The sequence below is a fragment of the Novosphingobium kunmingense genome (assembly GCF_002813245.1).
GTDB lineage: Bacteria > Pseudomonadota > Alphaproteobacteria > Sphingomonadales > Sphingomonadaceae > Novosphingobium > Novosphingobium kunmingense.
Map to the genome: position 1 here is coordinate 1,058,248 of NZ_PHUF01000002.1, position 26,181 is coordinate 1,084,428.

The following is a 26,181-nucleotide window of genomic DNA, read 5'->3' on the forward strand; positions in this document are numbered from 1 at the left end:
GCGCGGGAAAAGCGCACGGCAGGCGTTGCAAAGGCCGAAAAACGCACTAGCCTGCCGCCCGAAGCCCCCCGTCCGGTGGGGCTTTTACTATCGACAACACAAGGGGGAGCGTGTCCGTGGATCTAGTCACGATCGCTATTTTCCTGGGACTGCTGGCCATCGTTTATGGCTTTGTCACCAGTCGCCAGGTTCTCGGCTCTGCGGCCGGGAATGAGAAGATGCAAGAAATCGCCGCCGCGATCCAGGAAGGCGCGCAAGCCTACCTGAAGCGCCAGTACACCACGATCGCCATCGTCGGCGTCGTCGTGGCGGTCATCATCGCGGTGACCCTGGGGGGCATATCGGCCAGCGGCTTCGTTATCGGAGCCGTGCTGTCGGGCGTGGCGGGCTTCATCGGGATGAACATCTCGGTGCGCTCCAACGTACGCACCGCCGCTGCGGCGCAGACCGGGCTGCAGGCCGGGCTGACCCTGGCATTCCGCGCCGGCGCCATCACCGGCATGCTGGTCGCGGGTCTCGCGCTCCTCGCCATCGCGGTGTTCTACTATTACCTGACCGCAGTCGCCGGATTCACGGTCGGCGGCGAGGATCGAACCGTGGTCGACGGGCTGGTCGCCCTCGCCTTCGGCGCCTCGCTCATCTCGATCTTCGCGCGTCTGGGCGGCGGCATCTTCACCAAGGCCGCCGACGTCGGCGCCGACCTCGTCGGCAAGGTCGAAGCGGGCATTCCCGAAGACGATCCACGAAACCCGGCCGTCATTGCCGACAACGTGGGCGACAACGTGGGCGACTGCGCCGGCATGGCCGCGGACCTGTTCGAAACCTATGTCGTCACCGTTGGCGCTACCATGGTGCTGACTGCGCTGCTGCTCAAGGGTGCGGGCGAACTGCTGCCCAACCTGATGGCGCTGCCGCTGCTGATCGGCGGTGTCTGCATCGTCACCTCGATCATCGGCACCTACTTCGTCAAGCTGGGCAAGTCGAACAACGTCATGGGCGCCATGTACAAGGGCTTCCTGGTTTCGGCCGTGCTTGCCGTTCCGGCGATCTGGTGGGCCACCTCGACTGCGCTCGGCGGCATGGAAGCGACCATTGCCGGGACCGACTACAACGGCCGTTCGCTGTTCTACTGCTCGCTGCTCGGCCTTGTCATCACCGGCCTGATCATCTGGATCACCGAATACTACACCGGCACGAGCTACCGCCCGGTCCGCTCGATCGCCAAGTCGTCGGAAACCGGCCACGGCACCAACGTGATCCAGGGCCTGGCCATCAGCCTTGAATCGACCGCTCTGCCGACGATCGTCATCGTCGCCGGCATCATCATCGCCTACCAGCTCGCCGGGCTGATCGGGATCGCCTACGCGGCGACCGCGATGCTCGCCCTCGCCGGCATGGTCGTGGCGCTCGACGCATACGGTCCTGTCACCGACAACGCCGGGGGCATCGCGGAAATGGCCGGTCTGGACGACAGCGTCCGCGAAAAGACCGACTTGCTCGACGCCGTGGGCAACACCACCAAGGCCGTGACCAAGGGCTATGCCATCGGTTCGGCCGGCCTAGCCGCGCTGGTGCTTTTCGCCGCCTACACCACCGACCTCAAGGAGTTCTTCCCGAACCTCACGGTCAACTTCAGCCTTGAAAATCCCTACGTCATCGTCGGGCTGCTGCTCGGCGCGCTCCTGCCGTACCTGTTCGGCGCGATGGGCATGACCGCCGTCGGCCGCGCGGCCGGCGACGTCGTGATCGACGTGCGCGAACAGTTCAAGGCCAATCCCGGCATCATGACCTATGAAACCAAGCCGGACTACGCGCGCACGGTCGACCTGGTTACCAAGGCGGCGATCAAGGAAATGATCATTCCTTCGCTGCTGCCGGTCCTTGCCCCGATCGTGGTCTATTTCGTGATCACAATGGTCGCCGGACAGGCCGAAGGCTTTGCCGCGCTCGGCGCGCTGCTCCTTGGCGTGATCGTTGGCGGGTTGTTCGTCGCGATCTCGATGACCTCGGGCGGCGGCGCCTGGGACAATGCCAAGAAATACATCGAGGACGGCAATCACGGCGGCAAGGGCAGCGAAGCCCACAAGGCCGCGGTGACCGGCGACACGGTCGGCGATCCCTACAAGGATACCGCCGGCCCGGCCGTCAATCCGATGATCAAGATCACCAACATCGTGGCGTTGCTCCTGCTCGCTGCGCTGGCGAACCACGCGGCCTGATCCGCACCGGCACCGTTGGGTGATGCCTAGCCCCGTCCGGAGCGATCCGGGCGGGGTTTTGCTTTTGATCACCATGCGCTAGACAGTCCGATATGAGCGTTCCGATAATTCCCGGCCGCGTAACCACTGGCCTGATCCTGCTGCAACTGGGGATCCTGATCTGGACGTTGACGACTGCTGCGGGACACTTTTTCTCGATGTTCTGCGCGGTAGGCGACGACGGCATGGGCGATGCCTTCAGTAGTCTGCACTTCGTGTTCTTGCTCCTTTTGCCGCTCGGCCTTGCCAGCCTTCGCTTTTCCCGGCTGCGCATAGTTTACGCCGTGATCCTGCTCGTCAGTCTGGCCACGCTGACCCAGCAGCGCGCGATGATGGAAGCCGGCCACCTCCATTGCGAAGGGCCTTAGGACAGATGACACGCTAGCGGCCGCTGCGCCGCGCGTTCTTGACGCGTAGCGGATTGCAACGCAAAGCCGGTGGCAATGGACGAAACGATCACACCCGAGCGGCTGGTATCCGGCCTGGTCAAACTGCTGGAAGTGAAGCCGCAAGATGCCGACACCTTTACCGGCCGCCGCAAACGGGGCGGCGTCGGCCGAGTCTTTGGCGGCCAGGTCATCGCCCAGGCGCTGGCGGCGGCCGAAACGACCGTCGATCCCGATCGCCCCGCCCATTCGCTCCACGCCTATTTCCTGCGCGGAGGCAGCGAGGACTTCGAGATCGACTATGCCGTAGCGCGCGATTTCGATGGCGGATCGTTCTCCAACCGGCGGGTTGTGGCCAGCCAGCAGGGCCGGCCGATCCTCAACCTCACGGCCAGCTTCCAGAAGCATGAGGACGGCCTGCACCACGTCGACAGTCCCATGCCCGAAGTACCCCCGCCCGAGGATCTGGAACCTGAAGTCGACGTGCGTCGCCGCTTTGCCGACCAAGCCCTGGAAGGCGCGCGGCACCAGTTCCTCGCCCCGCGGCCGGTGGAAATGCGGGCGGTCGAGGGGCGGCACTGGTCGAACCCCGAAAAGGCGCCGCCGCGTTCCCATGCCTGGTTCCGCACGGTTGCTGCCTTGCCCGACGATCCGCGCGTCCACCGCGCCGTTCTCGCCTTTGCCAGCGACATGGGGCTACTTGGAACGTGCGCCCTGCCCCACGGCCTCTCCTGGGCGCGCGGCGAGGTGATCAGTGCCAGCCTCGATCACGCGGTGTGGTTTCACGAACCGTTCCGCGTAGATGAATGGCTGCTCTACGCAACCGACAGCCCGTGGAGCGGAAGCGGACGCGGCTTCAACCGGGGCCGGGTGTTCAGCCGCGATGGCCGCCTGGTTGCCAGCGTGGCGCAAGAAGGGATGATCCGGCGCGCCAAGCCGAAGGACTGACCAAGAGCGTCGATTACCCTGATCGATCGTACAGGGCGTTGGCCGAGCGCGCGCTGGCACATGGGTTGCTGCTGCCCTAATCCCGGCTCCCAACAGGGAGGACCCGTAAATGATTCGCCGCCTAGTTTCGGTCCTGGCAGCAGGCGCCGCTCTGGCCGCTCCGGCCCGCGCTCAAACCGTGTTGCCTCCCGCTCCCCAGCCCAGCTACGAGTACGAAGCGCGCCGCATCATCGATGGACTCAACGCAACCGGAATGGTCGCGGGCGTGATGGTCGATGGGAAAGTCGTCTACACCGGCGCGTTTGGCAAGCTTGAGGAAGGTGGCACGCGCCCCGTCACCACCGACACCCTGTTCCCCATCGCCTCGCTGTCGAAGGCCTTCACTTCGACCGCGCTGGCGATCCTGGTCGATCGCAAGCAGATTGGCTGGGACGACCCGGTCCGCAAGTACATTCCGGAATTCGCAATGTACGATCCCTGGGTCAGTGAGCATTTCACTATCCGCGACGCGCTGACGCACCGTTCCGGGCTGCCGCTTGGCGCAGGTGACCTGCTGTTCTGGCCCGATGGAAACGCCGGAGTACCCGACGTCATCAAGGCGCTGCCCAATCTCCGCCCGACGACCGGATTTCGCGACGGCTATGCCTACGACAACCTGCTTTACCTGATCGCCGGAGAGGTCATCGCGCGCGTGTCAGGCAAAAGCTTCCAGGACTTCGTCGATGCCGAAATCCTCAAACCCGTCGGTCTGACCCGTTGCGCGGTCGACGCCAGCCGCATCCGCCCGGGCCAGCAGGTCGCAACCGGGCACGAACGCGAAGCCGGCGCGAAGAAGGGCACGCCGATCGACAAGCGCATGACCTTCACTCCCGCCGTCGCCGCGGCGGGCGGGCTCAATTGCCCGGTCGGCGACATGATGATCTGGGCCAGGTTCTGGCTCGATGGCGGCGTGACGGCAAACGGTACGCGGCTGATCAGCGAAGCGCAGAAGAACGAGCTTTGGAAGGGCGTCACGCCTACGTCGAGCGGCGTCATTCCAAAGACTGGCCCTGCCCGCAACCTCGAGATGTACGCGCTCGGCTGGGCGGTGGAGAGCCTGGAAGGCGCGCCGGTCATCACCCATTCGGGCGGCGCACCAGGCGTTGCGACCAATTTCATCCTGCTGCCGCAGCAGAACGTCGCCATCTTTGCCTCGAGCAACGACTACATGGCAACCGCCAACGCCTGGACCCGCCAGATCGCCGACCATCTTGTCAACGGGAAGCAAGACGTCGATGTGATCGACCGCGTCATCAAGCGCAACACCGAAGCCAATGCCAAGGCCGCTGGGCTGGTCGCCCAGGCAATCAGACCGCCAAAGGGTGCGGCCAGGCCGTCGTTGCCGCTCAGCGCCTACACCGGCGTCTATCACGACGCTTGGTACGGCGATGTCACCATCACGCAGAAGCGCGGCAAGCTGTTCATCGACATGGGCCGCTCGACCCTGCTCGACGGGCCGCTCACGCCGTTCGAAGGCGATACCTTCGCCGCGCTGTGGCCCGACCGGACGATGAAGGCTGATGCCTTCGTCACCTTCACGGTCGAAAGCGGCAAGGCGACGGGGATGAAGATGAAGGCGATCTCGGAACTCACCGACTTCAGCTACGATTTCCACGATCTCGACCTGAAGCGGAAGTAGGCCGCGCTCACCCGTTGGGGTGGTAGAAGTCGTACACGGCCTGCGCGACCGCAGCGCTGACCCCGGGAGCGCGTTGCAGATCGGTCAGCGCCGCAGCCCTGACCTTGCTGGCGGTGCCGAAGTGCAGCAGTAAGGCACGCTTTCTGGCCGGCCCGATCCCGGGGATTTCGTCCAGAGGTGAGGCCGTGATGGCGCGGCTCCGCTTGTCGCGGTGGGCGCCGATGGCGAAACGGTGAACCTCGTCGCGCAAGCGCTGGAGATGGAACAACAGCGGCGAATTCACCGGGAGTATCTTCTCGCGCCCGTCGGGGAAGTGGAACACCTCGCGCCCCTCGCGCCCGTGGTGCGGGCCCTTGGCGATGGCGATCAACGGCACGTCCTCGATCCCCATTTCCTCGAGCGTATCCCGTGCCGCACTCATCTGGCCCTTGCCGCCGTCGATCAGCACCAGGTCGGGCCACATTCCGCCGTCACGGTCGGGGTCCTCGTACTGCGCGCGGGCAAAGCGTCGGCCGAACACTTCGCGCATCATGCCGAAGTCGTCGTTGGTCTGGGCCTGCCTGATATTCCACTTGCGGTACTGGCCCTTGATGAAGCCTTCGGGCCCGGCGACGATCATCGCCCCTAGCGCGCTGCTGCCCTGGATGTGACTGTTGTCGTAGACTTCGATCCGCTGCGGCACTTCGGGCAGTTCCAGGAATTCGGCCAGTTCGCGGTTGATCCTCGCCTTGGTGCCGCTTTCGGCCAGCCGCCGCTCAAGCGCCTCGACCGCGTTGCGGCGGGCCTGGTCCATCAGGCGGCGGCGATCACCGCGCTGGGGGACCGAAAGGTCGATCTTGCCGCCCGCCGCCTCGCGCAGCGCCTCAGCCAGAAGCTCGCCTTCGGGCAGTGGTCGGTCGACCAGGATCGTGCGGGGTGGCGGCACATCTTCGTAAAACTGCGCAAGAAAGGCAGTGAACACTTCCTCCACCGCCAGACCCTCGGTGTGGCTGGGGAAGAAGGCGCGGTGGCCCCAGTTCTGTCCACCGCGGATGAAGAAGGCCTGGATTCCGACGTGGCCGCCCTTCTCCGCCAGCGCGAAAACGTCGGCGTTGCCCACTCCTTCGGCGTTGATCGCCTGGCTACCCTGGATGAAGGTCGCCGCGCGCAGCCGGTCGCGCAGCAGGGCGGCGCGCTCGAAGTCGAGGGCTTGCGCTGCCTCCTCCATCTGCGCGTTCAGCTTGGCCTGCACAGCCCCGCTCTTCCCGCCGAGGAAGTCCTTCGCCTCGCCCACCAGTTCCCGGTACCCAGCCTCGTCGATGCGGCCGACGCAGGGGGCCGAGCAGCGCTTGATCTGGTAGAGCAGGCAGGGCCTATCGCGCCGCGAAAAAAAGCTGTCGGTGCAACTCCTTAACAGGAACAGCTTCTGCAGTGCATTGATCGTCGTGTTCACCGACCCGGCGCTGGCGAAGGGACCATAGTAATTGCCCTTGGCACGCCGCGCACCGCGATGCTTTTGAATGCGCGGGAAATCGTGATCGGCGCGCAGCAAAATGAAGGGAAAGCTCTTGTCGTCACGCAGCAGCACGTTGTAGGGCGGGCGGTAACGCTTGATCAACTGCGCTTCGAGCAGAAGCGCTTCAGCCTCGGAGTTGGTGGTGACGATCGTCATGCCGCGGGTCTGCGCAACCATGCGCTTCAGCCGCTGCGGCAGGCGATCGACCTGGGTGTAATTCGCCACGCGGTTCTTGAGCGCCCGGGCCTTGCCCACATAGAGGACGTCGCCCTTCGCATCGGTCATGCGATAGACGCCGGGCTTTGGTCGCAGCGTTGCCAGCACCTCGCGGATCGCCGCAACCCCCGCCACCAGATCGGGCTGGCTGCCGCGAACCGTGGTCGTGGCGCGATCCTCGTTAAAGCGATCCGACGCGCTGGGTTGATCGGGACGACCGGCCTTGGACATGGGCGCTAGATAGGGCTTCGAAAGGTAAAGGTCACCCCGACGGGATTGCCAATTGTCGGCCCCCGCCGCAAGCTGTGCCAACGCTTTAAGAGGGGACCTGACACGATGCGCCTTGCCATTCTTGCCCTGTTGCTCGCACCGCTGCCACTGACCCCGGCCCGGGCGCAGGATGCACCCGAGCGCGCCTTCACCGGATCGGACCTGTTCAAGCTGGAAGCGGCGCGTGATCCGCAGCCGAGCCCAGATGGGCGCACGATCGCCTATGTCCGCCAGGCGGGCGATGTCATGAGCGACCGCAACCGAACCTCGATCTGGCTTGTCGACGTGGCGACAGGTCGTCAGCGCCCCTTGGTCACTGGCAGCGGGAGCTACGTGGCGCCGCGCTGGTCGCCCGACGGAACGCGGCTTGCCTTTACGGCGATCGAGGATGGAGGCACCCAGCTGTGGGTACGCTGGATCGACAGCGGGGCAGCCGCCAAGCTGACCAACCTGCCCGACAGCCCAGGTTCGGTGACCTGGGCGCCGGATGGCCGAAATCTTGCCTATGTCATGCGCGTGCCGGGCGATGGGGCGAAGCTGGGCAAGGCGCCGCCCAAGCCCGAGGGCGCGAAATGGGCCGAGCCGCTCGAAGTGATCGATCGCGTGACTTACCGCGGCGACGGCGCTGGCTACTACAAGCCTGGCTATTCGCACATCTTCACGGTTTCGGCCGACGGCGGTGCGCCGCGCCAATTGACCTTCGGCTCGTTCGATGATGACGGTCCGCTCTCGTTCACGCCAGATGGTCGCACCGTGCTGTTTTCTGCCGTGCGCAAGAACAACTGGGAACGCGAACCCAATGACAGCGAGGTCATGGCACTGGACCTTGGCAGCGGCGCGATCCGGGCGCTGACCACGCGCTTCGGACCCGATGCCGCCCCCATCGCCTCGCCCGATGGCAGCAAGATCGCCTGGCTCGGCTTTGACGACAAGCGCCGCACTTACGAGAACACCGAACTCTACGTGATGAACCGCGACGGGACCGGCCAGCGCAATCTGACCGGCGCCATGGATATCAGCATCGACGACGCGCAGTGGGCACCCGATGGCAAGAGCCTGCTCGCCGCGTATGACGATCACGGCGTAAAACTGCTGTCGCGCATCGGACTCGACGGATCGCGCAAGCCGCTTGCGCGCGGGCTTTCAGGCGCAGGATTCGACCGGCCCTATACAGGCGGCGAGTTCAAGGTCGGAAAGAACGGCATGATTGCCTGGACGGCGGGTAGCTGCACCCGCCCGCCAGACGTTCACGCCCTTCGCGCCGGTCAGGACGTTCAACTGACCCGTCTCAACGATACCTGGATCGGCGCGAAGGCGCTGGGACAGGCCGAAAAGGTCGCCGTTACCGCGCCCGACGGCAGGCCGATCGACGCCTGGTTGATGATGCCGCCTGGCGCGCCGGCGGGAAGCAAGGTGCCGATGATACTCGAGATCCACGGCGGCCCGCATACCGCCTACGGGCCGTGGTTCTCGACCGACTACCAACTCTATGCCGCCGGCGGCTACGCGGTGCTGTGGACCAACCCGCGCGGCAGCACATCCTATGGAGAGGCCTTTGCCAAGTTGATCGACCGCGCCTATCCGGGAGAAGACTATGGCGATCTGATGGCTGCGGTCGACGCCGCGATCGCTACCGGAACCATCGATGCAAACAACCTGTTCGTCACCGGCGGATCGGGTGGCGGGATCCTGACCGCATGGATCGTGGGCAAGACCGACCGTTTCAGAGCCGCCGCAACGCAGAAGCCGGTAATCAACTGGGCAAGCGAGGCACTGACCATGGACAACACCACCCATACCTCGCGCTACTGGTTCGACAATCCACCGTGGGTCGACGTGACATCCTACTGGCAGCGCTCGCCGCTCAGCCTGGTCGGGAACGTCAAGACGCCGACCCTGGTGGTCGTGGGGAGCGAGGACTACCGCACCCCGGTGAGCGAATCGGAACAGTACTATACCGCTTTACAGATCGCCGGCGTGCCCACGGCCCTCGTCAAGGTCCCCGGAGCAAGCCACGGCGGCTTTACCGCACGACCATCGCAATCGGCGGGCAAGGCCTCGGCAATCCTGGCCTGGTTCGATCGCTACAGAGTAAAGTGAACGCAAACGGCCGCGCCCAAGCGGGAGCGGCCGTGCGTTTGCCGTGGATTGCGGCGGTCAGAGTGCCCGGCCGCCGATCGTTACGTCCCGGATGCGGCCGTCACCGTCGATCGTGCAGGCGAACTCCTCGTTGCCACTGACCTGGCCTTCGACTTTCCAGCCGTTGCCTTCGCGGCGAGTTTCGTCGACGCTTTCGACGCGGGTCGAGCCGCGCTCGATTTCGCCGACGCAGCGATCGACCGCCTGGCTCATGCCGTCGTTGTTGCGTGCCGGAGCGACGTCGTAGTCTGTACCCGGCGCATCGCCGCGGTCGGGCGCGGCGCGATAGTCTTCGCCCCGGTATTCGCGTCCGCTGGTGCCGCGATCCTCATAGTCGCGATTGTCGTAGCGCCGGTCGTCATACCGGCGATCGTTGTCGCGCCGTTCGCGCGCGGCTTTGGCCGCCGCGCTGGCCACGGCCGCGATGCCGCCGATGATCAGGACGCCGGCCAGCACGTCGCCGGCATCGACACGGTCATGGTGGTAGCGGCCACCCCAGCCGCCCCAGCGGTCACGGGCGAGGGCCGGCGTCGCCACGAGCGACAGCGATGCAATCGACGCCATAACGGCAGCGCTGCGGAAAAACGTGCGGTTCATTGGTGCTACCCCTCAGCGACGCATCGATCGGACACAGGCCGAATCGCAGAATACGCCGTAATTCCATACGACTAGGCGGCCCAGGCTTTCCTCTGCCTGAACCGCCTGTCGGTTTCCTTTCAGAAGGATCGGGTCTTAGAGACCGCGGATCCCGCTGAAGTCGATGTCGACCACTCGGCCGCGTTCGTACCTGCACTTGAACGAACCGGCATCGTAGCCGCGCAGGTTCTGGTTCCAGCCGCGGTAGTCGTTGCCCCAGCCGCGACCGTAGTTGTTGTCGCCGGAGCGCCAGCCACGGCCCATCTGGTTGACCGCGATCCGGCCCTTCACTTCCAGGCCGTAACGGGTCTGCTTGACGTCGCGAATGTCGGTCACGTCGGCGCGGCCATAGCTGTAGCGTCCGGCCGTGCGTTCGGCGGCGTAGACGCACTGTTCGATGGCCTGGCGGGGGTTGCCGCCGTAGCCGTAGCCGTAGCGGTTGCCGCCATAACGGTAATCGCCGTAGCGATCGTCGCGATCGTCGCGGTAATCGCGATCGTAACCATAGCTGTTGCCGCGGCTGGCGGCCGAAGCCACCGCTGCGATACCGCCGATCACCAGGGCACCGGCGATCACGTCACCGGCGCTGATGCCGTCACGGTCGCGATAGCTCTGCGCCATGGCGGGAGTAGCCGAAGAGATCGCCACCGCGCCTGCCGCGATGGTACCGACGAGGGCCTTGGACAGGGTCTTCATGGCATTTCATCCTTCAAAAAATACCGGACCGAGCTGTCCGGCGTTGAGGATGAGTTACCGATTCCGCTTTGGCCGAGTGCTGAACGGCGCTAGCAGCCACCGTTCAGCTTTCAATCCACTTTGCTTAACGTCTACTTCGGAGTGGCTAGGCCGCTCCACTGGGCGAGGAAGGCAAGGACATCGGCGCTTTCCGCCACCGCCTTGTCGGTCGGCTTGCCCGCGCCATGCCCAGCCCGGGTTTCGATCCGGATCAGATGAGGCTTGGGACCGGCCTGGGCGGCCTGCAGGGCAGCGGTGTACTTGAAGCTGTGCCCCGGGACGACGCGGTCGTCGGTATCGGCTGTGGTGACCAGCACCGCCGGATAGTCCTTTCCGCTGCGGATGTTGTGGTAGGGCGAATAGGCGCGCAGGACCTTGAAATCGGCTTCCTTGTTGGGGAACCCGTAATCGTCGGTCCAATAGCGTCCAGCTGTGAAGCGATCGAAACGCAGCATGTCCATCACGCCGACCGCGGCATTGCCGGCCGCGAACAGGTCGGGCCGCTGGTTGACCACTGCTCCGACGAGCAATCCACCATTCGAACCGCCCTGTACCGTCAGGCCGCCCTTGGGGGTGATCCCTTCGGCGATCAGGTATTCACCCGCCGCAATGAAGTCATCGAAAACGTTCTGCTTTTTCGCGAGGCGACCCGCGTCGTGCCAGGCCTTGCCGTATTCGCCGCCGCCGCGCAGGTTGGCCAGGGCATAGGCCCCGCCCGCGTCCAGCCAGGCCATGCGCGAGGCCGAATAGCCTGGCGTGAGCGAGATATCGAAACCGCCATAGCCATAGAGCAGCGTGGGCAGCGGCTTGCCCACCAGGGCCTTCTTGCGGACGATGAACATCGGCACGCGGGTGCCGTCCTTCGAGGTGTAGAAGCGCTGTTCAATTGCGAAATCATCAGGATTGAATGCCAGCTTTGGCGCGGCAAACAGGCTCGACTGCATCGTCGCAAGGTCGAGCCGCTGAATCGTCGCGGGCTGGTTGAAGCTGGTGAAGGAATAGAACGTCTCCGGATCGCCCGGCTTGCCCGTAAAGCCCGAGGCCGTGCCGATTCCGTTGAGCGTAAGAACCTGCGGACGCTTGCCGGTCAGGTCGTAGACTTCGGCGCGGGTCGAGGCGTCCTTGAGGTAGGCCAGAACCAGCTTGTTGCCGACGATGGTCGCGCGCTCCAGCGTTTCGGGTCGCTGAGCGACGACATCGGTCCATTTGTAAATCTTGCCGGTCAAGTCGACAGAGACCAGTCGGCCGCGCGGCGCGTCCTTGTCGGTCACGAACCACAGGCGGTTGCCGATCGCGTCGACCGGCTCCCACTTGTTGTCGAAACCCTTAATCAGGCTGCTGGACTTCCAGCCCGACTTCGGCCCGGATCCCTTGCGCTGCTTGAGGTCGATGACCCGGATCTGATTGCGCGCATCCGTGCCGATGGAACTGACGATAACGGCGTAGCGGCCGCCGTTGGTCACGGTCGCCCGATGCGAAACCTCGGGCCGATCTGGCGTTGCAAAGACCAGTTGATCGGCGCTGGCTGGCGTACCGATGCGGTGGAAGTAGACAGCATGGTTGAAGTTGCGCGATTGGAATTCCGCGCCCTTGGCCGGTTCGGGGAAGCGCGAATAGAGGAAGCCCTCTTCGCCGACCCACTGGATCGTGGTGAACTTGGCCCAGCGCACCTCGTCGTCCAAGACCTTCCCGGTTGCGACATCGAGCAGCTTGATGATGCGCCAGTCGGTCCCGCCGTCCTGCACCGAATATGCCAGATAGCGACCTTTCTCGGACGGCTCCCAGGCGTCGAGGGCGGTCGCGCCGTCCTTGGCCCAGCTGTTCGGATCGATGAGCAGGCGCGGCGCGCCATTGAGTCCGGTGCGGACGAACAGTTGCGACTGGTTCTGGAGACCCGAGTTGCGGGTGTAGAAATACTGCTGCCCTGCCTTAACCGGCAAGCCGAAGCGCTCATAGTCCATCAACTGCTTGATGCGGTCGGCAAACCAGGCGCGTTGCGGCAAGGTGGCAAGGTAGGCATCGGTCACGGAATTCTGCTGCTTGACCCATTCGGCCACTTGCGGGTCGGTGCGAACGTCGTTTTCAAGCCATCTATAGGGATCGGCAATCGCCTCGCCGAACTGGGTTTCCACGACATCGCCCTTGCGGGTGTCAGGATAGGCGATTGGCGGCATGGTCTGCGCTCCAGCGGCAGAGTGCAAAAGAGCGGCGGCGAGTGAGCCCACCAGATAGCGACGCATTATGTTTTGGCTCCCGGAATGCAAAAAGCGGCCGCAGGCTATTGGCCTGCAACCGCTTTTGCAATTGATGGATCGACGAGCGCCTTGGCGGCACCGTCCATCGACTTCGGCTTATTCCCCGTCGTCAACCATCACCGGACCGCTGTCCTGGCCTTTGGCCGCAGTGTCGCGGTCCACCAGTTCGATTACGGCGAGCGGCGCAGCGTCAGACGCGCGGACGCCGGCCTTGATCACGCGGGTATAGCCGCCTTCGCGACCCGCGTAGCGTTCAGCCAGAACGTCGAACAGCTTCACCAGCTGCGCATCGTCAAGCAGGCGCGAATGGGCAAGGCGGCGGTTCGAGAGGCCACCCTTCTTCGCCAGCGTGATCAGCTTTTCGAGGTATGGACGCAGTTCGCGCGCCTTGGGCAGCGTGGTGGTGATCTGTTCGTGCTTGATCAGCGCGGCCGACATGTTGCGCAGCAGGGCAATGCGGTGGCTGGAGGTGCGGTTGAGCTTACGCCCGCCGTACTTGTGACGCATGTTTCGTTCCTTCGTTCGTTAGGGGGCCGTGCAAGGTACCCCATACCTGGCGGCTGTAAGGTCGCCGCCGATCACCGTGGCGGGGCACCCGAAGGCACCCCTTGTCCAGGTCAGCCCAACAGTTCCTGTTCGAGCTTCTTGGCCATTTCCTCGATGTTTTCCGGCGGCCAGCCAGGGATGTCCATGCCGAGGCGCAGACCCATCGACGAGAGCACTTCCTTGATCTCGTTGAGGCTCTTGCGGCCGAAGTTCGGCGTGCGGAGCATCTCGGCCTCGGTCTTCTGGACCAGGTCGCCGATATAGATGATGTTGTCGTTCTTGAGGCAGTTGGCCGAACGGACCGACAGCTCAAGCTCGTCCACCTTCTTGAGCAGGTAGCGGTTGAGCTGATTGGTATCGCCTTCCTCGCTCGGCGCGGCCGCGGCCATGCCGATCATCGGCGACGAGCCCATCGGCACAGCGTCTTCGAAGTGTACGAACAGCGAGAGCTGGTCCTGGAGGATTCGAGCGGCATAGGCCACCGCGTCTTCCGGCGTCACGGTGCCATCGGTTTCGACCGTCAGGTTGAGCTTGTCGTAGTCAAGCTCCTGCCCGATGCGGGCGTTGTCGACCTTGTAGCTAACCTGGCGAACCGGCGAGTAGAGCGAATCGATCGGGATCAGGCCGATCGGCGCATCAACCGGACGATTGCCGACCGCCGGGACGTAGCCCTTGCCGGTGTCGACGGTCAGTTCCATGTTCAGCGTCGCACCTTCGTCGAGGTGGCAGATCACGAGGTCCTTGTTCATGACCTCGATGTCGCCGGTCACGGCAATGTCGCCAGCGGTGACTTCACTGGGGCCGGTAGCCGAAAGCTGCAGACGCTTGGGGCCTTCGCCCTGCATCTTGAGCGCGATCTGCTTCACGTTGAGGACGATATCGGTCACGTCTTCGCGCACGCCGGCCAGCGACGAGAATTCGTGCAGCACGTTCTCGATCTTGATCGAGGTGATTGCGGCGCCCTGCAGCGAGGACAGCAGAACGCGGCGCAGGGCGTTGCCCAGCGTCAGGCCGAAACCACGTTCGAGCGGCTCGGCAACGAAAGTCGCGCGGCGCTTGGGGTCGTTCCCCGCCTTCACTTCGAGGGCGTTGGGCTTCTTGAGTTCCTGCCAGTTCTTGATGTTGACAGTCATGGACTTCCCCTGGGGTTATTCTTGGCGGGACGGCCGCTGCTCCGACATGGGAACCGCGGCCGATCCGAAACAGCGGCAAGGCGGACGCCCTGCCGCGAAGGACACGATCAGACCCGGCGGCGCTTCGACGGCCGGACCCCGTTGTGCGGGATCGGCGTCACGTCGCGGATCGAAGTGATGGTGAAGCCGACGGCCTGAAGGGCGCGAAGCGCGCTCTCGCGGCCCGAACCGGGGCCCTTCACTTCGACCTCAAGGGTGCGCACGCCGTGCTCGGCGGCCTTCTTGCCAGCGTCGTCCGCTGCCACCTGGGCGGCATAGGGGGTCGACTTGCGGCTGCCCTTGAAGCCCATCATCCCGGCGGAGGACCAGCTGATCGCATTGCCCTGGGCATCGGTGATGGTGATCATGGTATTGTTGAAGCTCGCATTCACGTGCGCGATGCCGCTCGTGATGTTCTTCCGCTCGCGGCGCTTAATGCGCTGGGGTTCGCGTGCCATTTTTCTATCCTACTCGAAATCAGGAAGGGAAAGCGTTGGACCGGGGTCCGCGGCTTACTTCTTCTTGCCGGCGATCGGCTTGGCCTTGCCCTTGCGGGTGCGGGCGTTGGTGTGCGTGCGCTGACCGCGGACCGGCAGGCCCTTGCGGTGACGCAGGCCGCGATAGCAGGCCAGGTCCATCAGACGCTTGATGTTCATCGCGGTTTCGCGGCGCAGGTCACCCTCAACGGTGTGATCGGCGTCGATCGCTTCGCGGATGTGCAGCACTTCCTGGTCGGAAAGATCCTGAACGCGACGGCTGTGATCGATTCCCAGCTTGTCGGCGATCTGGCGAGCCTTGAACGAGCCAATGCCGTGAATGTAGGTGAGCGCGATGATCACGCGCTTGTTGGTGGGGATGTTTACCCCGGCAATACGAGCCACTTAATTCTCCATGCTCCACAGGAGGCAACCGCTAGATAGCCACCCATCTCAACGCTTCAACCGCTGAACGGCAAAAAGCCCGGCTGGCGTGCGCAATGCGTTACGCCTTCCGGACGGTCCCGTTTGTCGGTTGAGCGGCGCGCTTAGGACGATTCGCCCATGATGTCAACGGCGGCGCGGCGCAGCCTTGCCGCCACTGGCAGCAACCCTGGCGAGACTGGCAAACTGCAAGGACATAACCGTATTGACCGGCCCCGCTATTGCCGTGCCCTTCATTCCGCGCAAGCCCGAGGCGGCATAGCGCCAGGTCAGCGTGGACCCGCCTTCCGTTGCATCAAGCTTGATTATCAGAACCCCGCTGGCGGGCTCGGTCTGCAGCGGACCGAGTGCGCCCGAAAGGATCATCTGCGTGCCCGGATCGGCGCGGATGACGCGCATGTGCTCGGTGCTGCCCCCGCCCGGCAGGCGTTCGCAGAAGCATCCCCCTGCCCGCGGATCGAGCGACAGGTTCGCGGCCTTGCCCGACCAGGTGTGAGCACTGTCCCACCACTGGGCGGGTTTCACCAGGCTCGACCAAACAGCGGCGGGACTGGCATCGATGTCCTGCGTACCCCCGGTCACGAAGCCGGCCTCGTCGGCCGATTTCACCTCGGCCTGCGTAGGAAGCGCGGTGAAAGCCAGGGCCAGCGCGCCGCCGAGATGGAAGGCGCGCGACATGATCAGTCCTTGAGGACCGCTTCGATGGCAGCGGTAACCTGGTCGATATCGGCCATGCCATCGACCCTGGCCACTATCCCGCGAGCCTCGTAGATCGGCAGGATCGGCGCGGTCTTGGCCCGGTATTCGGCCATGCGGGTGCGCACCGTGTCTTCGTTGTCGTCGGGGCGCCGCTTGAACTCGGTCGAACCGCACTTGTCGCACACGCCCGGAACCTTGGGCTTCTCGAAGACGTCGTGATAGCCCTTGCCGCAGTTCGCGCAGGTGTAGCGGCCGCAGATGCGTTCGACCAGCGCGTCCTCGTTGACCTCGAGCTCGATCACGTGATCCAGCGTGCGTCCGCGCGCGGAAAGTATCCCGTCGAGCGAGCGGGCCTGCTCGGCCGTGCGCGGATAGCCATCGAAGATGGCGCCGGTGTCCGCGCCCATCGCGTCCAGTTCGTCACCGATCAGCGCCGAGACGATCGCGTCCGACACCAACTCGCCGCGTTCCATCACCGCCTTGGCCTCGAGCCCGGTCGGCGTGCCGGCCTTGACCGCAGCCCGCAGCATGTCGCCCGTCGATAGCTGGCGCATGCCGTGCGCATCGACAAGCCGCTGCGCCTGCGTGCCCTTGCCCGCGCCGGGAGGTCCCAACAGGATGATGTTCACTACGCGCTCCCCCTGATTGTCGTGGTGAGAGGCCCGGCTTTAGCGCAGGCGCCCCTTCAGCTTGGCCTTCTTGATCAGGTCGCCATACTGGTGAGCCAGCAGGTGCGACTGGATCTGCGTGATGGTGTCTACCGTCACGTTGACGACGATCAGCAGGCTGGTGCCGCCAATGAACATCGCCGTGATCCCCGTTTGCGCGATGATGTATTCGGGCACTACGCAGACGAAGGTCAGGTAGATTGCGCCGATCACCGTGATGCGGGTGAGCACGTAGTCGAGGTAGGTCGCCGTGTTCTTACCCGGGCGGATGCCGGGGATGAAACCACCGTTGCGCTTCAGGTTGTCGGCCGTTTCTTCCGGGTTGAAGACCACCGCGGTGTAGAAGAAGCTGAAGAACAGGATGCCCAGGCCGTACAGCAGCATGTACAGCGGCTTGCCGTGCGCCAGGTACTGGTTGAGCGTCACGATGAAGCTGCCCATGGTCGAATCGGTCGAAACCGAATTGCCAGCGAACTGCGTGATGGTCAGCGGCAGCAGCAACAGCGAGCTGGCGAAGATCGGCGGGATAACGCCCGCCGTGTTGAGCTTCAGCGGCAGATGGCTGCGATCAGCCTGCATCATGCCGTTCTGGCTGGCGCGCTTGGGATACTGGATCAGCAAGCGGCGGGTCGAGCGTTCCATGAAGCAGATCAACAGGACCATACCCACGATCAGCACGACCAGGCCGGCAATGGTGAATCCGCCGATCGAGCCGCTGCGACCGCCTTCGAACAGGTTGCTGATGAAGCGCGGCATCTGGGCGACGATCCCCGCCATGATGATCAGCGAGGTCCCATTGCCGATCCCACGGCTGGTGATCTGTTCACCCAGCCAGAGCAGGAACATGGTCCCGCCGATCAAGCTGATTACCGCGCTGACTCGGAACACCATGCCTGGCTGGACTACGGCCTGGAGCGCGCTGGAGGCGCCGTAGGCTTCGAGGCCGGTGGCGATGAAATAGCCCTGGATCGCGGTCAGCAGCACCGCGCCGTAACGCGTGTACTGGTTGAGCTTCTTGCGCCCGCTTTCGCCTTCCTTCTTGAGGGCGGCAAGCGTCGGGTGGAGCGAGGCGGCGAGCTGAACGACGATCGAGGCGGTGATGTAAGGCATCACGCCCAGCGCGATCAGACTCATGCGCTCGAGCGAACCGCCCGAGAAGGTGTTGAAAATGTCGAGAATCCCGCCCTGGGTCTGGGCATAGAGCTCTCGCAGGATCAGCGGATTGACCCCCGGCAGCGGAACGAAGCTCAGAAAGCGGAAAACGATCAGGGCGCCGATGGTGAACCAGATCCGGTTCTTGAGTTCGGTTGCCTTGGAAAAGTTGGCGAGGCTGAGATTGCTCGCGATATTGTCGGCGCGTGATGCCATTGTCTGGTCAAGCCTTGCTTGGAACGCCGGATGCGGCCCGGCTCCCCCCATTGGATACGAGGAGCCCATATAGGACGCGGGCGGGAAGTCAAAAACCCCCGCCCGCTCGTGCCCCGGAATTATTCGGCCTTGGCGGCCTTTGCGCCGCCCTTGGCAGCCTTGTTGCTGTCGCGGCGCGCGGTCTTCTTTTCCTGTTCGCTTGGCTGCGCTTCGGGCAGCGTCACCGAACCGCCAGCCTTTTCGACAGCAGCCTTAGCACCGGCCGAGGCGCCGGCAACCGCGAACGCAACCTTCGCGGTCAGTTCACCCTTGCCGAGCAGGCGCACGCCGTCCTTGCCGCCGCGGGCCAAGCCAGCAGCCTTGAGCGCGGCGTGATCGATCGTGCCCTTGATGTCGAGCTTGCCGGCGTCGATCGCCTTCTGGACCATGCCCAGGTTCACTTCGGCATAGTCCTTGCCGAACGGATTGTTGAAGCCGCGCTTCGGGATGCGCATGTGCAGCGGCATCTGGCCGCCTTCGAATCCGGCGACCGAAACGCCCGAACGTGCCTTGGCACCCTTCTGGCCGCGTCCGGCGGTCTTGCCCTTGCCGGAACCGATGCCACGGCCCACGCGCATGCGGGACTTGCGGGCACCATCGTTGTCGCGGATGTCATTCAGTTTCATAATTTGCACTCGCTTTCGCTTTTGTCGCGCTGATGGAAGGGGCGCGGTTAGGGCACAATCGCCCGTCTGTCACCCCGTTTTCTAACGACGACGCCCGGTCCATCGAACCGGGCGCCGCTGTATTCTAACCGAACGGCAGATATGGTCAGTCGACCACGGCCACCATGTGCGGAAGCTTGGCAATGGCGCCACGCACTTCGGCCGTATCTTCCAGCTCGACCACGCGGTGCATCTTGCCCAGGCCCAGACCGATCAGAATTTTCTTCTGGCTCTCCGGGCGACGGATCGGCGAACCGATCTGCTTGATCTTGATCTTCGCCATTGTGTTTACTCCGTGATCGCGGCGGCTTCGGCTTCAGCCTCCACCGCAGTTGCGCCGCCACGGCCGAGCAGGTCGGCGACCTTCTTGCCACGACGCTGGGCAACAGACTTCGGCGAAGTCTGGTCGGTCAACGCGTCGAAGGTGGCGCGGATCATGTTGTAGGGGTTCGAAGTACCGACCGACTTGGTCACCACGTCGGCAACGCCCAGGCTTTCGAAGACGGCGCGCATCGGTCCGCCTGCGATGATGCCGGTACCGGCCGGAGCCGAACGGACATTGACCTTGCCGGCGCCGAAACGGCCCTTGCCGTCGTGATGCAGGGTGCGGCCTTCCTTGAGCGGAACGCGGACCATCTTCTTCTTGGCCGAAGCGGTCGCCTTGGTGATGGCTTCCGGCACTTCGCGCGCCTTGCCATGACCGAAGCCGACACGGCCCTTGCCGTCACCGACCACGACCAGCGCGGCGAACCCGAAGCGCTTGCCGCCCTTCACGGTCTTCGACACGCGGTTGATGTGGACGAGCTTTTCGATCAGCTCTTCCCCGCCATCGTCGTCGCCGCCACGACCGCGACGGTCGTCACGGCCACCACGGCCACGGCCACGGTCACCGCCGCGGTCGTTGCCGCCACGGCCGCGGTTGCCGCCACGGCCGCCGCGCGCTTCACGCGCTTCGCCGCCTTCGGCACCCTTGGGATTTTCGGCAGCGATCGGCGTTTCGGCCGGGGCGTCTGCAATGTTGGTTTCGTCAGCCATCTTAGAACTCCAGCCCGCCTTCACGCGCGGCATCGGCCAGCGCCTTGACGCGGCCATGGAAGAGGAACCCGCCGCGATCGAACACGACGGTGGTCACGCCAGCCTTCTTGGCGGCTTCGGCCAGATCCTTGCCGACCTTCGTGGCGGCGTCGACGTTCGACCCGCCCTTGGTGCCAAGGGTCGAGGCGGCAGCCAGCGTGCGGCCGGCGGCGTCGTCGATGATCTGGGCGTAGATGTGACGACCCGAGCGGTGCACCGACAGACGCGGACGTCCACCGGCAGTTGCGCGGAGCGCGGTGCGGACGCGCCGACGGCGGCGCGCGAAGAGTGAGAGCTTGGCCATTACTTCTTCTTCCCTTCCTTGCGGAAGATGAACTCGCCGCGGTACTTGATACCCTTGCCCTTGTAAGGCTCGGGCTTGCGCCACCGGCGGATTTCCGCGGCCACCTGGCCGACCTTCTGCTTGTCGATGCCCGAGATTTCGACCGTGGTGTTGTCCGGGGTCTTGATCTCGATACCTTCAGGCACGGCGAAATCGACGTCGTGGCTGTAGCCGAGCTGCAACTTCAGGTTCTTGCCCTGAGCGTTGGCGCGGTAGCCGACACCGGTGATTTCAAGCACCTTGGTGTAGCCTTCGGTCACACCGGTGACCAGGTTGTCGACGAGCGTGCGCTGCATTCCCCAGAACGCGCGAGCGGCCTTGGTGTCGTTGGCGGGCTTCACAAGGATGCTGTCGCCGTCAACCGTATAGCTGATCTCGTCGCGCAGGGTCAGCGTCAGGGTGCCCTTGGGACCCTTGACCGACAGCACGCCGTCCTTGATCTCGGCGGACACGCCGCTTGGGATCGAAACGGGCTTCTTGCCGATGCGGCTCATCAGAACACCTCCGCCAGCACTTCGCCGCCGACGTTCTGGGCGCGCGCTTCGGCATCCGAAAGCACGCCACGAGGCGTCGAGACGATGGTGATGCCAAGGCCGTTGCGCACAACCGGGAGTTCCTTGGAACCCGAGTAGACGCGGCGGCCGGGCTTCGAAACGCGAGCAACGTGCTTGATCGCCGGTTCGCCTTCGAAATACTTCAGTTCGATGCGCAGCTGCGGGTGAACGCCGGTAGCGTCTTCGGCATAGCCACGGATGTAGCCTTCGCGCTGCAGAACCTCGAGAACGCTGGCGCGCAGCTTCGAGGCCGGCGAAAGGACGGAGTCCTTCTTCGCACGCTGGCCGTTGCGGATGCGGGTGAGCATATCACCCAGGGGATCGGTCATCGCCATTGGGGTATCCTTACCAGCTCGACTTGGTGACGCCCGGGATCATGCCCTTGTTGGCAAGATCACGCAGCTCGATACGGCACAGGCCGAACTTGCGGTAATAGGCGCGCGGGCGCCCGGTGGTTGCGCAGCGGTTGCGCACGCGGGTGGGATTCCCGTTGCGCGGGATTTCCGCCAGCTTCAGACGCGCGATCAGACGCTCGGTATCATCGAGCGACTCGTCGTCCGCGACAGCCTTCAGCTTCGCGTACTTCGCAGCGTACTTCTTGACGAGCTGCTTGCGACGCTCGTTCTTGTTCACGGAACTCAGTTTCGCCATGGACTTAAGCTCTCTCTAAATCAGGCCGCTTGCGCGGTTTCGGCTTCAGCCGGGAACGGGAACCCGAACAGGCGCAGCAGTTCGCGTGCTTCCTCGTCGGTCTTGGCGGTGGTGGTGATGATGATATCCATCCCGCGCACCTTCTCGATCTGGTCGTAGCTGATCTCCGGAAAGATGATCTGCTCCTTCAGGCCCATCGCATAGTTGCCGCGTCCGTCGAACGACTTCGGGTTGAGACCACGGAAGTCGCGGATGCGGGGCATGGCAACCGTGATGAGACGGTCGAGAAACTCGTACATGCGTTCGCGGCGCAGGGTGACCTTGCAACCGATCGGCATGCCTTCACGCAGCTTGAACTGCGCGATCGACTTCTTGGCCTTGGTGATCACCGGCTTCTGGCCCGAGATCAGCTCCATTTCGGCCGCAGCTGTCGTGACTTTCTTCTTGTCCTGGCTACCTTCGCCGACGCCCATGTTGATCGTGATCTTCTCGATCTTCGGGATCTCCATGACGTTCTTGTAACCGAACTTGTCGGTCATCGCCTTGGCGATCTGCTCGTCGTACTTGGTGCGCAGGCGCGGAGTGTACTTGTCAGCCATCGATCGTCTCCCCGGACTTGACGGCCACGCGGACCTTCTTTCCGTCCTTGGTTTCGAAGCGCACGCGGCTCGGCTTGCCGTCGACCGCGAGGCCGATCTTGCTGATCGCGAGCGGTGCTTCACGGCGGTCGATGCCGCCCTGCGGGTTCACCTGGGTCGGCTTGCGGTGACGCGCGGCGATGTTCACGCCGGACACCACGACCTTGCCTTCCTTGGGCATGACCTGAAGGACGGTGCCGGTGCGGCCCTTGTCCTTACCCGAACGGACGACGACGCTGTCGCCCTTCTTGATCTTCGCGGCGGCCATCACAGCACCTCCGGAGCGAGCGAGATGATCTTCATGTAGCCACGCCCGCGCAGTTCGCGGACCACGGGGCCGAAGATACGGGTGCCGATGGGTTCGGCGTTCTTGTTGATCAGCACGGCCGCGTTGCTGTCGAAGCGGATCACCGAACCGTCGGTCCGGCGAACTTCCTTCTTCGTGCGAACGATGACGGCACGGTGGACGTCGCCCTTCTTCACCTTGGTGCGCGGCTGCGCTTCCTTGACCGAGACGACGATGATGTCGCCAACGCCGGCAGTCCGGCGCTTCGATCCGCCCAGCACCTTGATGCACTGGACGCGCTTGGCACCGCTGTTGTCAGCGACGTCGAGCTGGGATTGCATCTGGATCATTGATCCGGTTCCTTCTCACTGGCTTGCCGGAACCAGTCCGGCAGTTCCAAAAAAGTCTTTATCAGACGTCGGCTTCGACCGCGGCGGTCTTCCCGGCGGTGACGCGCTCGATGACCTTCCAGGTCTTGAGCTTCGACATCGGGCGGGTTTCCTCGATGCGGACGGTTTCGCCGGTCTTGAAGGCGTTGTCCTCATCGTGGGCATGGTACTTCTTCGAACGACGGATGATCTTCCCGTAAAGCGGGTGCTTCACCTTGCGTTCGACCTTCACGACCACGGTCTTGTCGGTCTTGTCGGAAACAACGGTCCCGATCAGGATTCGCTTGGGCATCGTTGCCTCCTTACTTCGCGCTGCGGGCGCGCTCGCCCTGCAACGTCTTGATGCGGGCGATGTCGCGACGCACTTCCTTGATGCGCGCGGGGCGCTCAAGCTGGTTCGTCGCGGCCTGGAAGCGCAGGTTGAATGCCTCGCGCTTCAGTTCGCCCAGGTCAGCGGTCAGCTGGTCGTCGCTCTTGGCGCGCAGATCGTCAGCCTTGGCCATCATTCGCCTCCGAGGTGAGTGGTGTCGCCCAGGCGGGCAACGACCTTGGTCTTGATCGGCAGCTTCATTGCCGCGCGGCTGAACGCTTCGGCAGCGAGCGGACCGGCAACGCCGTCGAGTTCGAACAGGATACGGCCCGGCTTGACGCGGGCAGCCCAGTATTCGACCGAACCCTTGCCCTTACCCTGACGGACTTCGGCAGGCTTCTTCGAAACCGGCACGTCGGGGAACACGCGGATCCACAGGCGTCCCTGACGCTTGATGTGGCGCGTGATGGCACGGCGGGCCGCTTCGATCTGGCGCGCGGTGATGCGTTCCGGCTCGAGAGCCTTGAGGCCGTAGGACCCGAAGTTCAGGTCCGTGCCGCCCTTGGCGAGACCGTTGATACGGCCCTTGAACGCCTTGCGGAACTTGGTCTTTTTCGGTTGCAGCATGATTAGTTCCTGCGATCTTCACGAGCCGGACGGACGCCGGAAGTCTGGGCTTCCATCATCAGACGGTCCTGCGCCATCGGGTCGTGGCCAAGGATCTCGCCCTTGAACACCCACACCTTGATGCCGATGATGCCATAGGTGGTCAGCGCTTCGGCTTCGGCATAGTCGATGTTCGCGCGCAGGGTGTGCAGCGGCACACGGCCTTCGCGGTACTGTTCGACACGGGCGATTTCAGCGCCGCCGAGACGGCCGCCGCATACCACCTTGATGCCTTCGGCACCCAGACGCATGGCCGACTGCATCGCGCGCTTCATCGCCCGGCGGAACGCCACGCGGCGGATCAGCTGGTCGGCGATGCCCTGGGCAACGAGCTTGGCATCGACTTCCGGCTTGCGGATTTCGACGATGTTCAGCTTGACGTCGCTGTCGGTCATCGCGGCGAGCTGCGAGCGCAGCTTTTCGATGTCCGCGCCCTTCTTGCCGATGATGACGCCCGGACGAGCGGCATAGATCGACACGCGGCACAGCTTGGCCGGACGTTCGATCACGACCTTGCTGATGGCGGCCTGCGGCAGGGTTTCGACCACGAACTTGCGGATCTTGAGGTCTTCCTCAAGCAGCTTCGCGTAGTTCTTGCCTTCGGCGTACCAACGGCTGTCCCAGGTACGGTTGATCTGCAGACGCAGGCCGATCGGGTTTGACTTGTGACCCATGACTTACGCCTCCTCGACTTCGCGAACCACGATCCGCAGCCGGCTGAACGGCTTGAGGATGCGGGTGGACTTGCCGCGGCCACGGGTGTGGAACCGCTTCATGGTGATCGACTTGCCGACGCTGGCTTCGCTCACAACCAGCGCGTCAACGTCGAGGTTGTGGTTGTTTTCCGCGTTGGCGATCGCGGATGCGAGAACCTTGCGGGCGTCGACGGCCATCGCACGCTTCGAGAAAGCGAGGATGTTCATGGCCTCTTCGGCCTTCTTGCCGCGGATCAGACCGGCAACCAGGTTCAGCTTCTGGGCCGAACCGCGGATCTGCGTGCCGACCGACAGGGCTTCCTTGTCGCCGACGCGGCGGGGGGCTTTAGCCTTGGACATTAGCGCTTGCCCTTCTTGTCGGCGGCGTGGCCGGGGAACGTGCGCGTGGGCGCAAATTCACCGAGCTTGTGGCCGACCATGTCTTCGTTGACAGCGACGGGGATGAACTTGTGACCGTTGTAGACGTTGAACGTCAGACCAACGAACTGCGGCAGAATCGTCGAACGACGCGACCAGGTCTTGATCGGTCCGGCGCGAGTGCCAGCGTCCTGCGCGGCCTCGGCCTTCTTGAGCAGGCTCAGTTCGACGAAGGGGCCTTTCCAGACGGAACGTGCCATGTCTGATTACCTCTTCTTCTTGGCGTGACGCGAACGGATGATCAACTTGTCCGTCTGCTTGTTGTTGCGGGTCCGGGCGCCCTTGGTCGGCTTGCCCCACGGAGTAACCGGATGACGGCCACCCGAGGTGCGGCCTTCACCACCGCCGTGCGGGTGGTCAACCGGGTTCTTGGCAACACCGCGGGTCAGCGGGCGGATGCCCTTCCAGCGGTTGCGGCCAGCCTTGGCGAGGTTCTGGTTCGAGTTGTCGGGGTTCGAAACCGCGCCAACCGTGCCCATGCAATCGCCGCGCAGGTAGCGCTGTTCGCCCGAGTTGAGACGAACGATCACCATCCCGCGGTCACGACCGACGACCTGCACATAGGTGCCGGCCGAACGAGCGATCTGGCCGCCCTTGCCCGGCTTCATCTCCACGTTGTGGCAAATGGTGCCGACCGGCATGGTCGAAAGCAGCATGGCGTTGCCCGGCTTCACGTCGGTCTTTTCACCGGCGACGACAGTGTCGCCGACGGCCAGACGCTGCGGCGCCAGGATGTAGGCCAGTTCGCCGTCCTCGTACTTGACGAGAGCGATGAACGCCGTGCGGTTGGGATCGTATTCCAGACGCTCGACAGTCGCGGGGGCGTCCCACTTGCGGCGCTTGAAGTCGATGTAGCGGTACTTCTGCTTGTGACCGCCAGCGATCCCGCGCGAAGTGACGTGGCCCTTGTTGTTACGGCCGCCGGTCTTGCGCTTGCCTTCGGTCAGCGCCTTGACGGGCTTGCCCTTCCACAGCGCCGACTTGTCGACCAGGATCAGGCCGCGACGGGCCGGGCTGGTCGGGTTGTAGTTCTTGAGTGCCATG

General features: G+C 64.1%; 33 protein-coding genes. 5 read left to right on the forward strand and 28 right to left on the reverse strand.

The features are described 5' to 3' along the window. Positions 1-116 precede the first annotated feature (116 nt). The 4 genes from B0I00_RS05145 to B0I00_RS05160 all read left to right on the forward strand — a co-directional run bounded on the left by B0I00_RS05145 (position 117) and on the right by B0I00_RS05160 (position 5,270). Complete coding sequence (locus tag B0I00_RS05145; RefSeq protein WP_100866218.1) at positions 117-2,219, forward strand: sodium-translocating pyrophosphatase; 2,103 nt, start codon at positions 117-119, stop codon at positions 2,217-2,219. Between the two features lie 92 nt (positions 2,220-2,311). Further along, positions 2,312-2,626, forward strand: a complete 315-nt coding sequence (locus tag B0I00_RS05150; protein WP_100866219.1) for a hypothetical protein — start codon at positions 2,312-2,314, stop codon at positions 2,624-2,626. Positions 2,627-2,701: 75 nt separating this feature from the next. Beyond that, positions 2,702-3,592: an acyl-CoA thioesterase gene (locus B0I00_RS05155; protein WP_100866220.1), complete on the forward strand. Its 891-nt coding sequence runs from the start codon at positions 2,702-2,704 to the stop codon at positions 3,590-3,592. Positions 3,593-3,701: 109 nt separating this feature from the next. Next, positions 3,702-5,270: a serine hydrolase gene (locus B0I00_RS05160; RefSeq protein WP_100866221.1), complete on the forward strand. Its 1,569-nt coding sequence runs from the start codon at positions 3,702-3,704 to the stop codon at positions 5,268-5,270. A gap of 7 nt (positions 5,271-5,277) precedes the next feature. Here the strand turns inward: B0I00_RS05160 and uvrC are convergent, their stop codons facing one another. After that, positions 5,278-7,212 (reverse strand): excinuclease ABC subunit UvrC, encoded by a 1,935-nt coding sequence (gene uvrC, locus B0I00_RS05165; protein ID WP_100866222.1) that lies wholly within the window; start codon positions 7,210-7,212, stop codon positions 5,278-5,280. A gap of 105 nt (positions 7,213-7,317) precedes the next feature. Between uvrC and B0I00_RS05170 the strand changes: the two genes are divergently transcribed. Further along, on the forward strand, positions 7,318-9,351 hold the full coding sequence (locus B0I00_RS05170; protein ID WP_100866223.1) for a S9 family peptidase: 2,034 nt from the start codon (positions 7,318-7,320) through the stop codon (positions 9,349-9,351). Positions 9,352-9,408: 57 nt separating this feature from the next. Here the strand turns inward: B0I00_RS05170 and B0I00_RS05175 are convergent, their stop codons facing one another. The 27 genes from B0I00_RS05175 to rplB form a co-directional block, all read right to left on the reverse strand. Further along, positions 9,409-9,987: a hypothetical protein gene (locus B0I00_RS05175; RefSeq protein ID WP_157812470.1), complete on the reverse strand. Its 579-nt coding sequence runs from the start codon at positions 9,985-9,987 to the stop codon at positions 9,409-9,411. Between the two features lie 135 nt (positions 9,988-10,122). Beyond that, entirely contained in the window at positions 10,123-10,722 is a 600-nt protein-coding gene (locus B0I00_RS05180) for a hypothetical protein (protein WP_100866225.1), read from the reverse strand. 131 nt (positions 10,723-10,853) lie between these two features. Beyond that, on the reverse strand, positions 10,854-13,001 hold the full coding sequence (locus B0I00_RS05185) for a prolyl oligopeptidase family serine peptidase (protein ID WP_100866226.1): 2,148 nt from the start codon (positions 12,999-13,001) through the stop codon (positions 10,854-10,856). Between the two features lie 111 nt (positions 13,002-13,112). Next, positions 13,113-13,523, reverse strand: coding sequence for a 50S ribosomal protein L17 (rplQ, locus tag B0I00_RS05190; protein WP_100866227.1), 411 nt, complete (start codon positions 13,521-13,523; stop codon positions 13,113-13,115). A gap of 110 nt (positions 13,524-13,633) precedes the next feature. After that, complete coding sequence (locus B0I00_RS05195) at positions 13,634-14,695, reverse strand: DNA-directed RNA polymerase subunit alpha (RefSeq protein ID WP_100866228.1); 1,062 nt, start codon at positions 14,693-14,695, stop codon at positions 13,634-13,636. A gap of 107 nt (positions 14,696-14,802) precedes the next feature. Beyond that, positions 14,803-15,192 carry a 30S ribosomal protein S11 gene (gene rpsK / locus B0I00_RS05200; RefSeq protein WP_088307824.1) on the reverse strand — a complete coding sequence of 130 codons (390 nt, stop codon included), beginning with the start codon at positions 15,190-15,192 and terminating at the stop codon, positions 14,803-14,805. A gap of 54 nt (positions 15,193-15,246) precedes the next feature. After that, positions 15,247-15,615 (reverse strand): 30S ribosomal protein S13, encoded by a 369-nt coding sequence (gene rpsM / locus B0I00_RS05205; protein WP_100866229.1) that lies wholly within the window; start codon positions 15,613-15,615, stop codon positions 15,247-15,249. A 165-nt stretch (positions 15,616-15,780) separates the two neighbouring features. Beyond that, positions 15,781-16,332 (reverse strand): SRPBCC family protein, encoded by a 552-nt coding sequence (locus B0I00_RS05210; protein WP_100866230.1) that lies wholly within the window; start codon positions 16,330-16,332, stop codon positions 15,781-15,783. Positions 16,333-16,334: 2 nt separating this feature from the next. Continuing rightward, complete coding sequence (locus B0I00_RS05215; RefSeq protein WP_100866231.1) at positions 16,335-16,982, reverse strand: adenylate kinase; 648 nt, start codon at positions 16,980-16,982, stop codon at positions 16,335-16,337. 39 nt (positions 16,983-17,021) lie between these two features. Beyond that, on the reverse strand, positions 17,022-18,389 hold the full coding sequence (gene secY / locus B0I00_RS05220; protein ID WP_100866232.1) for a preprotein translocase subunit SecY: 1,368 nt from the start codon (positions 18,387-18,389) through the stop codon (positions 17,022-17,024). A gap of 119 nt (positions 18,390-18,508) precedes the next feature. Next, the gene (gene rplO, locus B0I00_RS05225) at positions 18,509-19,054 is read right to left on the reverse strand and encodes a 50S ribosomal protein L15 (protein ID WP_100866233.1); all 546 of its coding nucleotides are present in this window, start codon (positions 19,052-19,054) and stop codon (positions 18,509-18,511) included. Between the two features lie 145 nt (positions 19,055-19,199). Continuing rightward, complete coding sequence (rpmD, locus tag B0I00_RS05230; RefSeq protein ID WP_088307932.1) at positions 19,200-19,376, reverse strand: 50S ribosomal protein L30; 177 nt, start codon at positions 19,374-19,376, stop codon at positions 19,200-19,202. A 5-nt stretch (positions 19,377-19,381) separates the two neighbouring features. After that, positions 19,382-20,128 carry a 30S ribosomal protein S5 gene (gene rpsE, locus B0I00_RS05235; protein WP_100866234.1) on the reverse strand — a complete coding sequence of 249 codons (747 nt, stop codon included), beginning with the start codon at positions 20,126-20,128 and terminating at the stop codon, positions 19,382-19,384. Between the two features lies 1 nt (position 20,129). Further along, positions 20,130-20,471 (reverse strand): 50S ribosomal protein L18, encoded by a 342-nt coding sequence (rplR, locus tag B0I00_RS05240; protein ID WP_100866235.1) that lies wholly within the window; start codon positions 20,469-20,471, stop codon positions 20,130-20,132. Continuing rightward, positions 20,471-21,004, reverse strand: coding sequence for a 50S ribosomal protein L6 (gene rplF, locus B0I00_RS05245; RefSeq protein ID WP_100866236.1), 534 nt, complete (start codon positions 21,002-21,004; stop codon positions 20,471-20,473). Before rplF ends, rplR begins: the two co-directional genes overlap by 1 nt. After that, the gene (gene rpsH / locus B0I00_RS05250) at positions 21,004-21,399 is read right to left on the reverse strand and encodes a 30S ribosomal protein S8 (RefSeq protein WP_100866237.1); all 396 of its coding nucleotides are present in this window, start codon (positions 21,397-21,399) and stop codon (positions 21,004-21,006) included. The genes rplF and rpsH overlap by 1 nt, the downstream gene beginning before the upstream one ends. 10 nt (positions 21,400-21,409) lie before the next feature. Next, positions 21,410-21,715 carry a 30S ribosomal protein S14 gene (rpsN, locus tag B0I00_RS05255; protein ID WP_100866238.1) on the reverse strand — a complete coding sequence of 102 codons (306 nt, stop codon included), beginning with the start codon at positions 21,713-21,715 and terminating at the stop codon, positions 21,410-21,412. 20 nt (positions 21,716-21,735) lie between these two features. Then, positions 21,736-22,314 carry a 50S ribosomal protein L5 gene (gene rplE / locus B0I00_RS05260; RefSeq protein WP_100866239.1) on the reverse strand — a complete coding sequence of 193 codons (579 nt, stop codon included), beginning with the start codon at positions 22,312-22,314 and terminating at the stop codon, positions 21,736-21,738. After that, the gene (gene rplX, locus B0I00_RS05265) at positions 22,307-22,621 is read right to left on the reverse strand and encodes a 50S ribosomal protein L24 (RefSeq protein WP_100866240.1); all 315 of its coding nucleotides are present in this window, start codon (positions 22,619-22,621) and stop codon (positions 22,307-22,309) included. Before rplX ends, rplE begins: the two co-directional genes overlap by 8 nt. Beyond that, positions 22,621-22,989 carry a 50S ribosomal protein L14 gene (rplN, locus tag B0I00_RS05270; protein WP_100866241.1) on the reverse strand — a complete coding sequence of 123 codons (369 nt, stop codon included), beginning with the start codon at positions 22,987-22,989 and terminating at the stop codon, positions 22,621-22,623. The genes rplX and rplN overlap by 1 nt, the downstream gene beginning before the upstream one ends. A 61-nt stretch (positions 22,990-23,050) precedes the next feature. Beyond that, positions 23,051-23,320, reverse strand: coding sequence for a 30S ribosomal protein S17 (gene rpsQ, locus B0I00_RS05275; protein ID WP_100866242.1), 270 nt, complete (start codon positions 23,318-23,320; stop codon positions 23,051-23,053). A gap of 10 nt (positions 23,321-23,330) precedes the next feature. Continuing rightward, positions 23,331-23,534 carry a 50S ribosomal protein L29 gene (gene rpmC, locus B0I00_RS05280; RefSeq protein WP_100866243.1) on the reverse strand — a complete coding sequence of 68 codons (204 nt, stop codon included), beginning with the start codon at positions 23,532-23,534 and terminating at the stop codon, positions 23,331-23,333. Then, positions 23,531-23,965, reverse strand: a complete 435-nt coding sequence (gene rplP, locus B0I00_RS05285; RefSeq protein ID WP_100866244.1) for a 50S ribosomal protein L16 — start codon at positions 23,963-23,965, stop codon at positions 23,531-23,533. Before rplP ends, rpmC begins: the two co-directional genes overlap by 4 nt. A 2-nt stretch (positions 23,966-23,967) precedes the next feature. Continuing rightward, positions 23,968-24,678: a 30S ribosomal protein S3 gene (rpsC, locus tag B0I00_RS05290; protein ID WP_100866245.1), complete on the reverse strand. Its 711-nt coding sequence runs from the start codon at positions 24,676-24,678 to the stop codon at positions 23,968-23,970. Positions 24,679-24,681: 3 nt separating this feature from the next. After that, positions 24,682-25,059, reverse strand: coding sequence for a 50S ribosomal protein L22 (gene rplV / locus B0I00_RS05295; RefSeq protein WP_100866246.1), 378 nt, complete (start codon positions 25,057-25,059; stop codon positions 24,682-24,684). Next, entirely contained in the window at positions 25,059-25,337 is a 279-nt protein-coding gene (rpsS, locus tag B0I00_RS05300) for a 30S ribosomal protein S19 (RefSeq protein WP_100866247.1), read from the reverse strand. The genes rplV and rpsS overlap by 1 nt, the downstream gene beginning before the upstream one ends. Positions 25,338-25,343: 6 nt before the next feature. Further along, positions 25,344-26,180 carry a 50S ribosomal protein L2 gene (gene rplB / locus B0I00_RS05305; RefSeq protein ID WP_100866248.1) on the reverse strand — a complete coding sequence of 279 codons (837 nt, stop codon included), beginning with the start codon at positions 26,178-26,180 and terminating at the stop codon, positions 25,344-25,346. Between the last annotated feature and the right edge of the window lies 1 nt (position 26,181).

Bases quoted from the DNA above. Each gene is read 5' to 3' on its own strand.
- B0I00_RS05150 (WP_100866219.1), top strand. From the start codon at position 2,312: ATGAGCGTTCCGATAATTCCCGGCCGCGTAACCACTGGCCTGATCCTG.
- B0I00_RS05155 (WP_100866220.1), top strand. From the start codon at position 2,702: ATGGACGAAACGATCACACCCGAGCGGCTGGTATCCGGCCTGGTCAAA.
- B0I00_RS05160 (WP_100866221.1), top strand. From the start codon at position 3,702: ATGATTCGCCGCCTAGTTTCGGTCCTGGCAGCAGGCGCCGCTCTGGCC.
- uvrC (WP_100866222.1), bottom strand. From the start codon at position 7,212: ATGTCCAAGGCCGGTCGTCCCGATCAACCCAGCGCGTCGGATCGCTTT.
- B0I00_RS05170 (WP_100866223.1), top strand. From the start codon at position 7,318: ATGCGCCTTGCCATTCTTGCCCTGTTGCTCGCACCGCTGCCACTGACC.
- B0I00_RS05175 (WP_157812470.1), bottom strand. From the start codon at position 9,987: ATGAACCGCACGTTTTTCCGCAGCGCTGCCGTTATGGCGTCGATTGCA.
- B0I00_RS05180 (WP_100866225.1), bottom strand. From the start codon at position 10,722: ATGAAGACCCTGTCCAAGGCCCTCGTCGGTACCATCGCGGCAGGCGCG.
- B0I00_RS05185 (WP_100866226.1), bottom strand. From the start codon at position 13,001: ATGCGTCGCTATCTGGTGGGCTCACTCGCCGCCGCTCTTTTGCACTCT.
- rplQ (WP_100866227.1), bottom strand. From the start codon at position 13,523: ATGCGTCACAAGTACGGCGGGCGTAAGCTCAACCGCACCTCCAGCCAC.
- B0I00_RS05195 (WP_100866228.1), bottom strand. From the start codon at position 14,695: ATGACTGTCAACATCAAGAACTGGCAGGAACTCAAGAAGCCCAACGCC.
- rpsK (WP_088307824.1), bottom strand. From the start codon at position 15,192: ATGGCACGCGAACCCCAGCGCATTAAGCGCCGCGAGCGGAAGAACATC.
- B0I00_RS05210 (WP_100866230.1), bottom strand. From the start codon at position 16,332: ATGTCGCGCGCCTTCCATCTCGGCGGCGCGCTGGCCCTGGCTTTCACC.
- secY (WP_100866232.1), bottom strand. From the start codon at position 18,389: ATGGCATCACGCGCCGACAATATCGCGAGCAATCTCAGCCTCGCCAAC.
- rplO (WP_100866233.1), bottom strand. From the start codon at position 19,054: ATGAAACTGAATGACATCCGCGACAACGATGGTGCCCGCAAGTCCCGC.
- rpmD (WP_088307932.1), bottom strand. From the start codon at position 19,376: ATGGCGAAGATCAAGATCAAGCAGATCGGTTCGCCGATCCGTCGCCCG.
- rpsE (WP_100866234.1), bottom strand. From the start codon at position 20,128: ATGGCTGACGAAACCAACATTGCAGACGCCCCGGCCGAAACGCCGATC.
- rplR (WP_100866235.1), bottom strand. From the start codon at position 20,471: ATGGCCAAGCTCTCACTCTTCGCGCGCCGCCGTCGGCGCGTCCGCACC.
- rplF (WP_100866236.1), bottom strand. From the start codon at position 21,004: ATGAGCCGCATCGGCAAGAAGCCCGTTTCGATCCCAAGCGGCGTGTCC.
- rpsH (WP_100866237.1), bottom strand. From the start codon at position 21,399: ATGGCGATGACCGATCCCCTGGGTGATATGCTCACCCGCATCCGCAAC.
- rpsN (WP_100866238.1), bottom strand. From the start codon at position 21,715: ATGGCGAAACTGAGTTCCGTGAACAAGAACGAGCGTCGCAAGCAGCTC.
- rplE (WP_100866239.1), bottom strand. From the start codon at position 22,314: ATGGCTGACAAGTACACTCCGCGCCTGCGCACCAAGTACGACGAGCAG.
- rplX (WP_100866240.1), bottom strand. From the start codon at position 22,621: ATGGCCGCCGCGAAGATCAAGAAGGGCGACAGCGTCGTCGTCCGTTCG.
- rplN (WP_100866241.1), bottom strand. From the start codon at position 22,989: ATGATCCAGATGCAATCCCAGCTCGACGTCGCTGACAACAGCGGTGCC.
- rpsQ (WP_100866242.1), bottom strand. From the start codon at position 23,320: ATGCCCAAGCGAATCCTGATCGGGACCGTTGTTTCCGACAAGACCGAC.
- rpmC (WP_100866243.1), bottom strand. From the start codon at position 23,534: ATGATGGCCAAGGCTGACGATCTGCGCGCCAAGAGCGACGACCAGCTG.
- rplP (WP_100866244.1), bottom strand. From the start codon at position 23,965: ATGCTGCAACCGAAAAAGACCAAGTTCCGCAAGGCGTTCAAGGGCCGT.
- rpsC (WP_100866245.1), bottom strand. From the start codon at position 24,678: ATGGGTCACAAGTCAAACCCGATCGGCCTGCGTCTGCAGATCAACCGT.
- rplV (WP_100866246.1), bottom strand. From the start codon at position 25,059: ATGTCCAAGGCTAAAGCCCCCCGCCGCGTCGGCGACAAGGAAGCCCTG.
- rpsS (WP_100866247.1), bottom strand. From the start codon at position 25,337: ATGGCACGTTCCGTCTGGAAAGGCCCCTTCGTCGAACTGAGCCTGCTC.
- rplB (WP_100866248.1), bottom strand. From the start codon at position 26,180: ATGGCACTCAAGAACTACAACCCGACCAGCCCGGCCCGTCGCGGCCTG.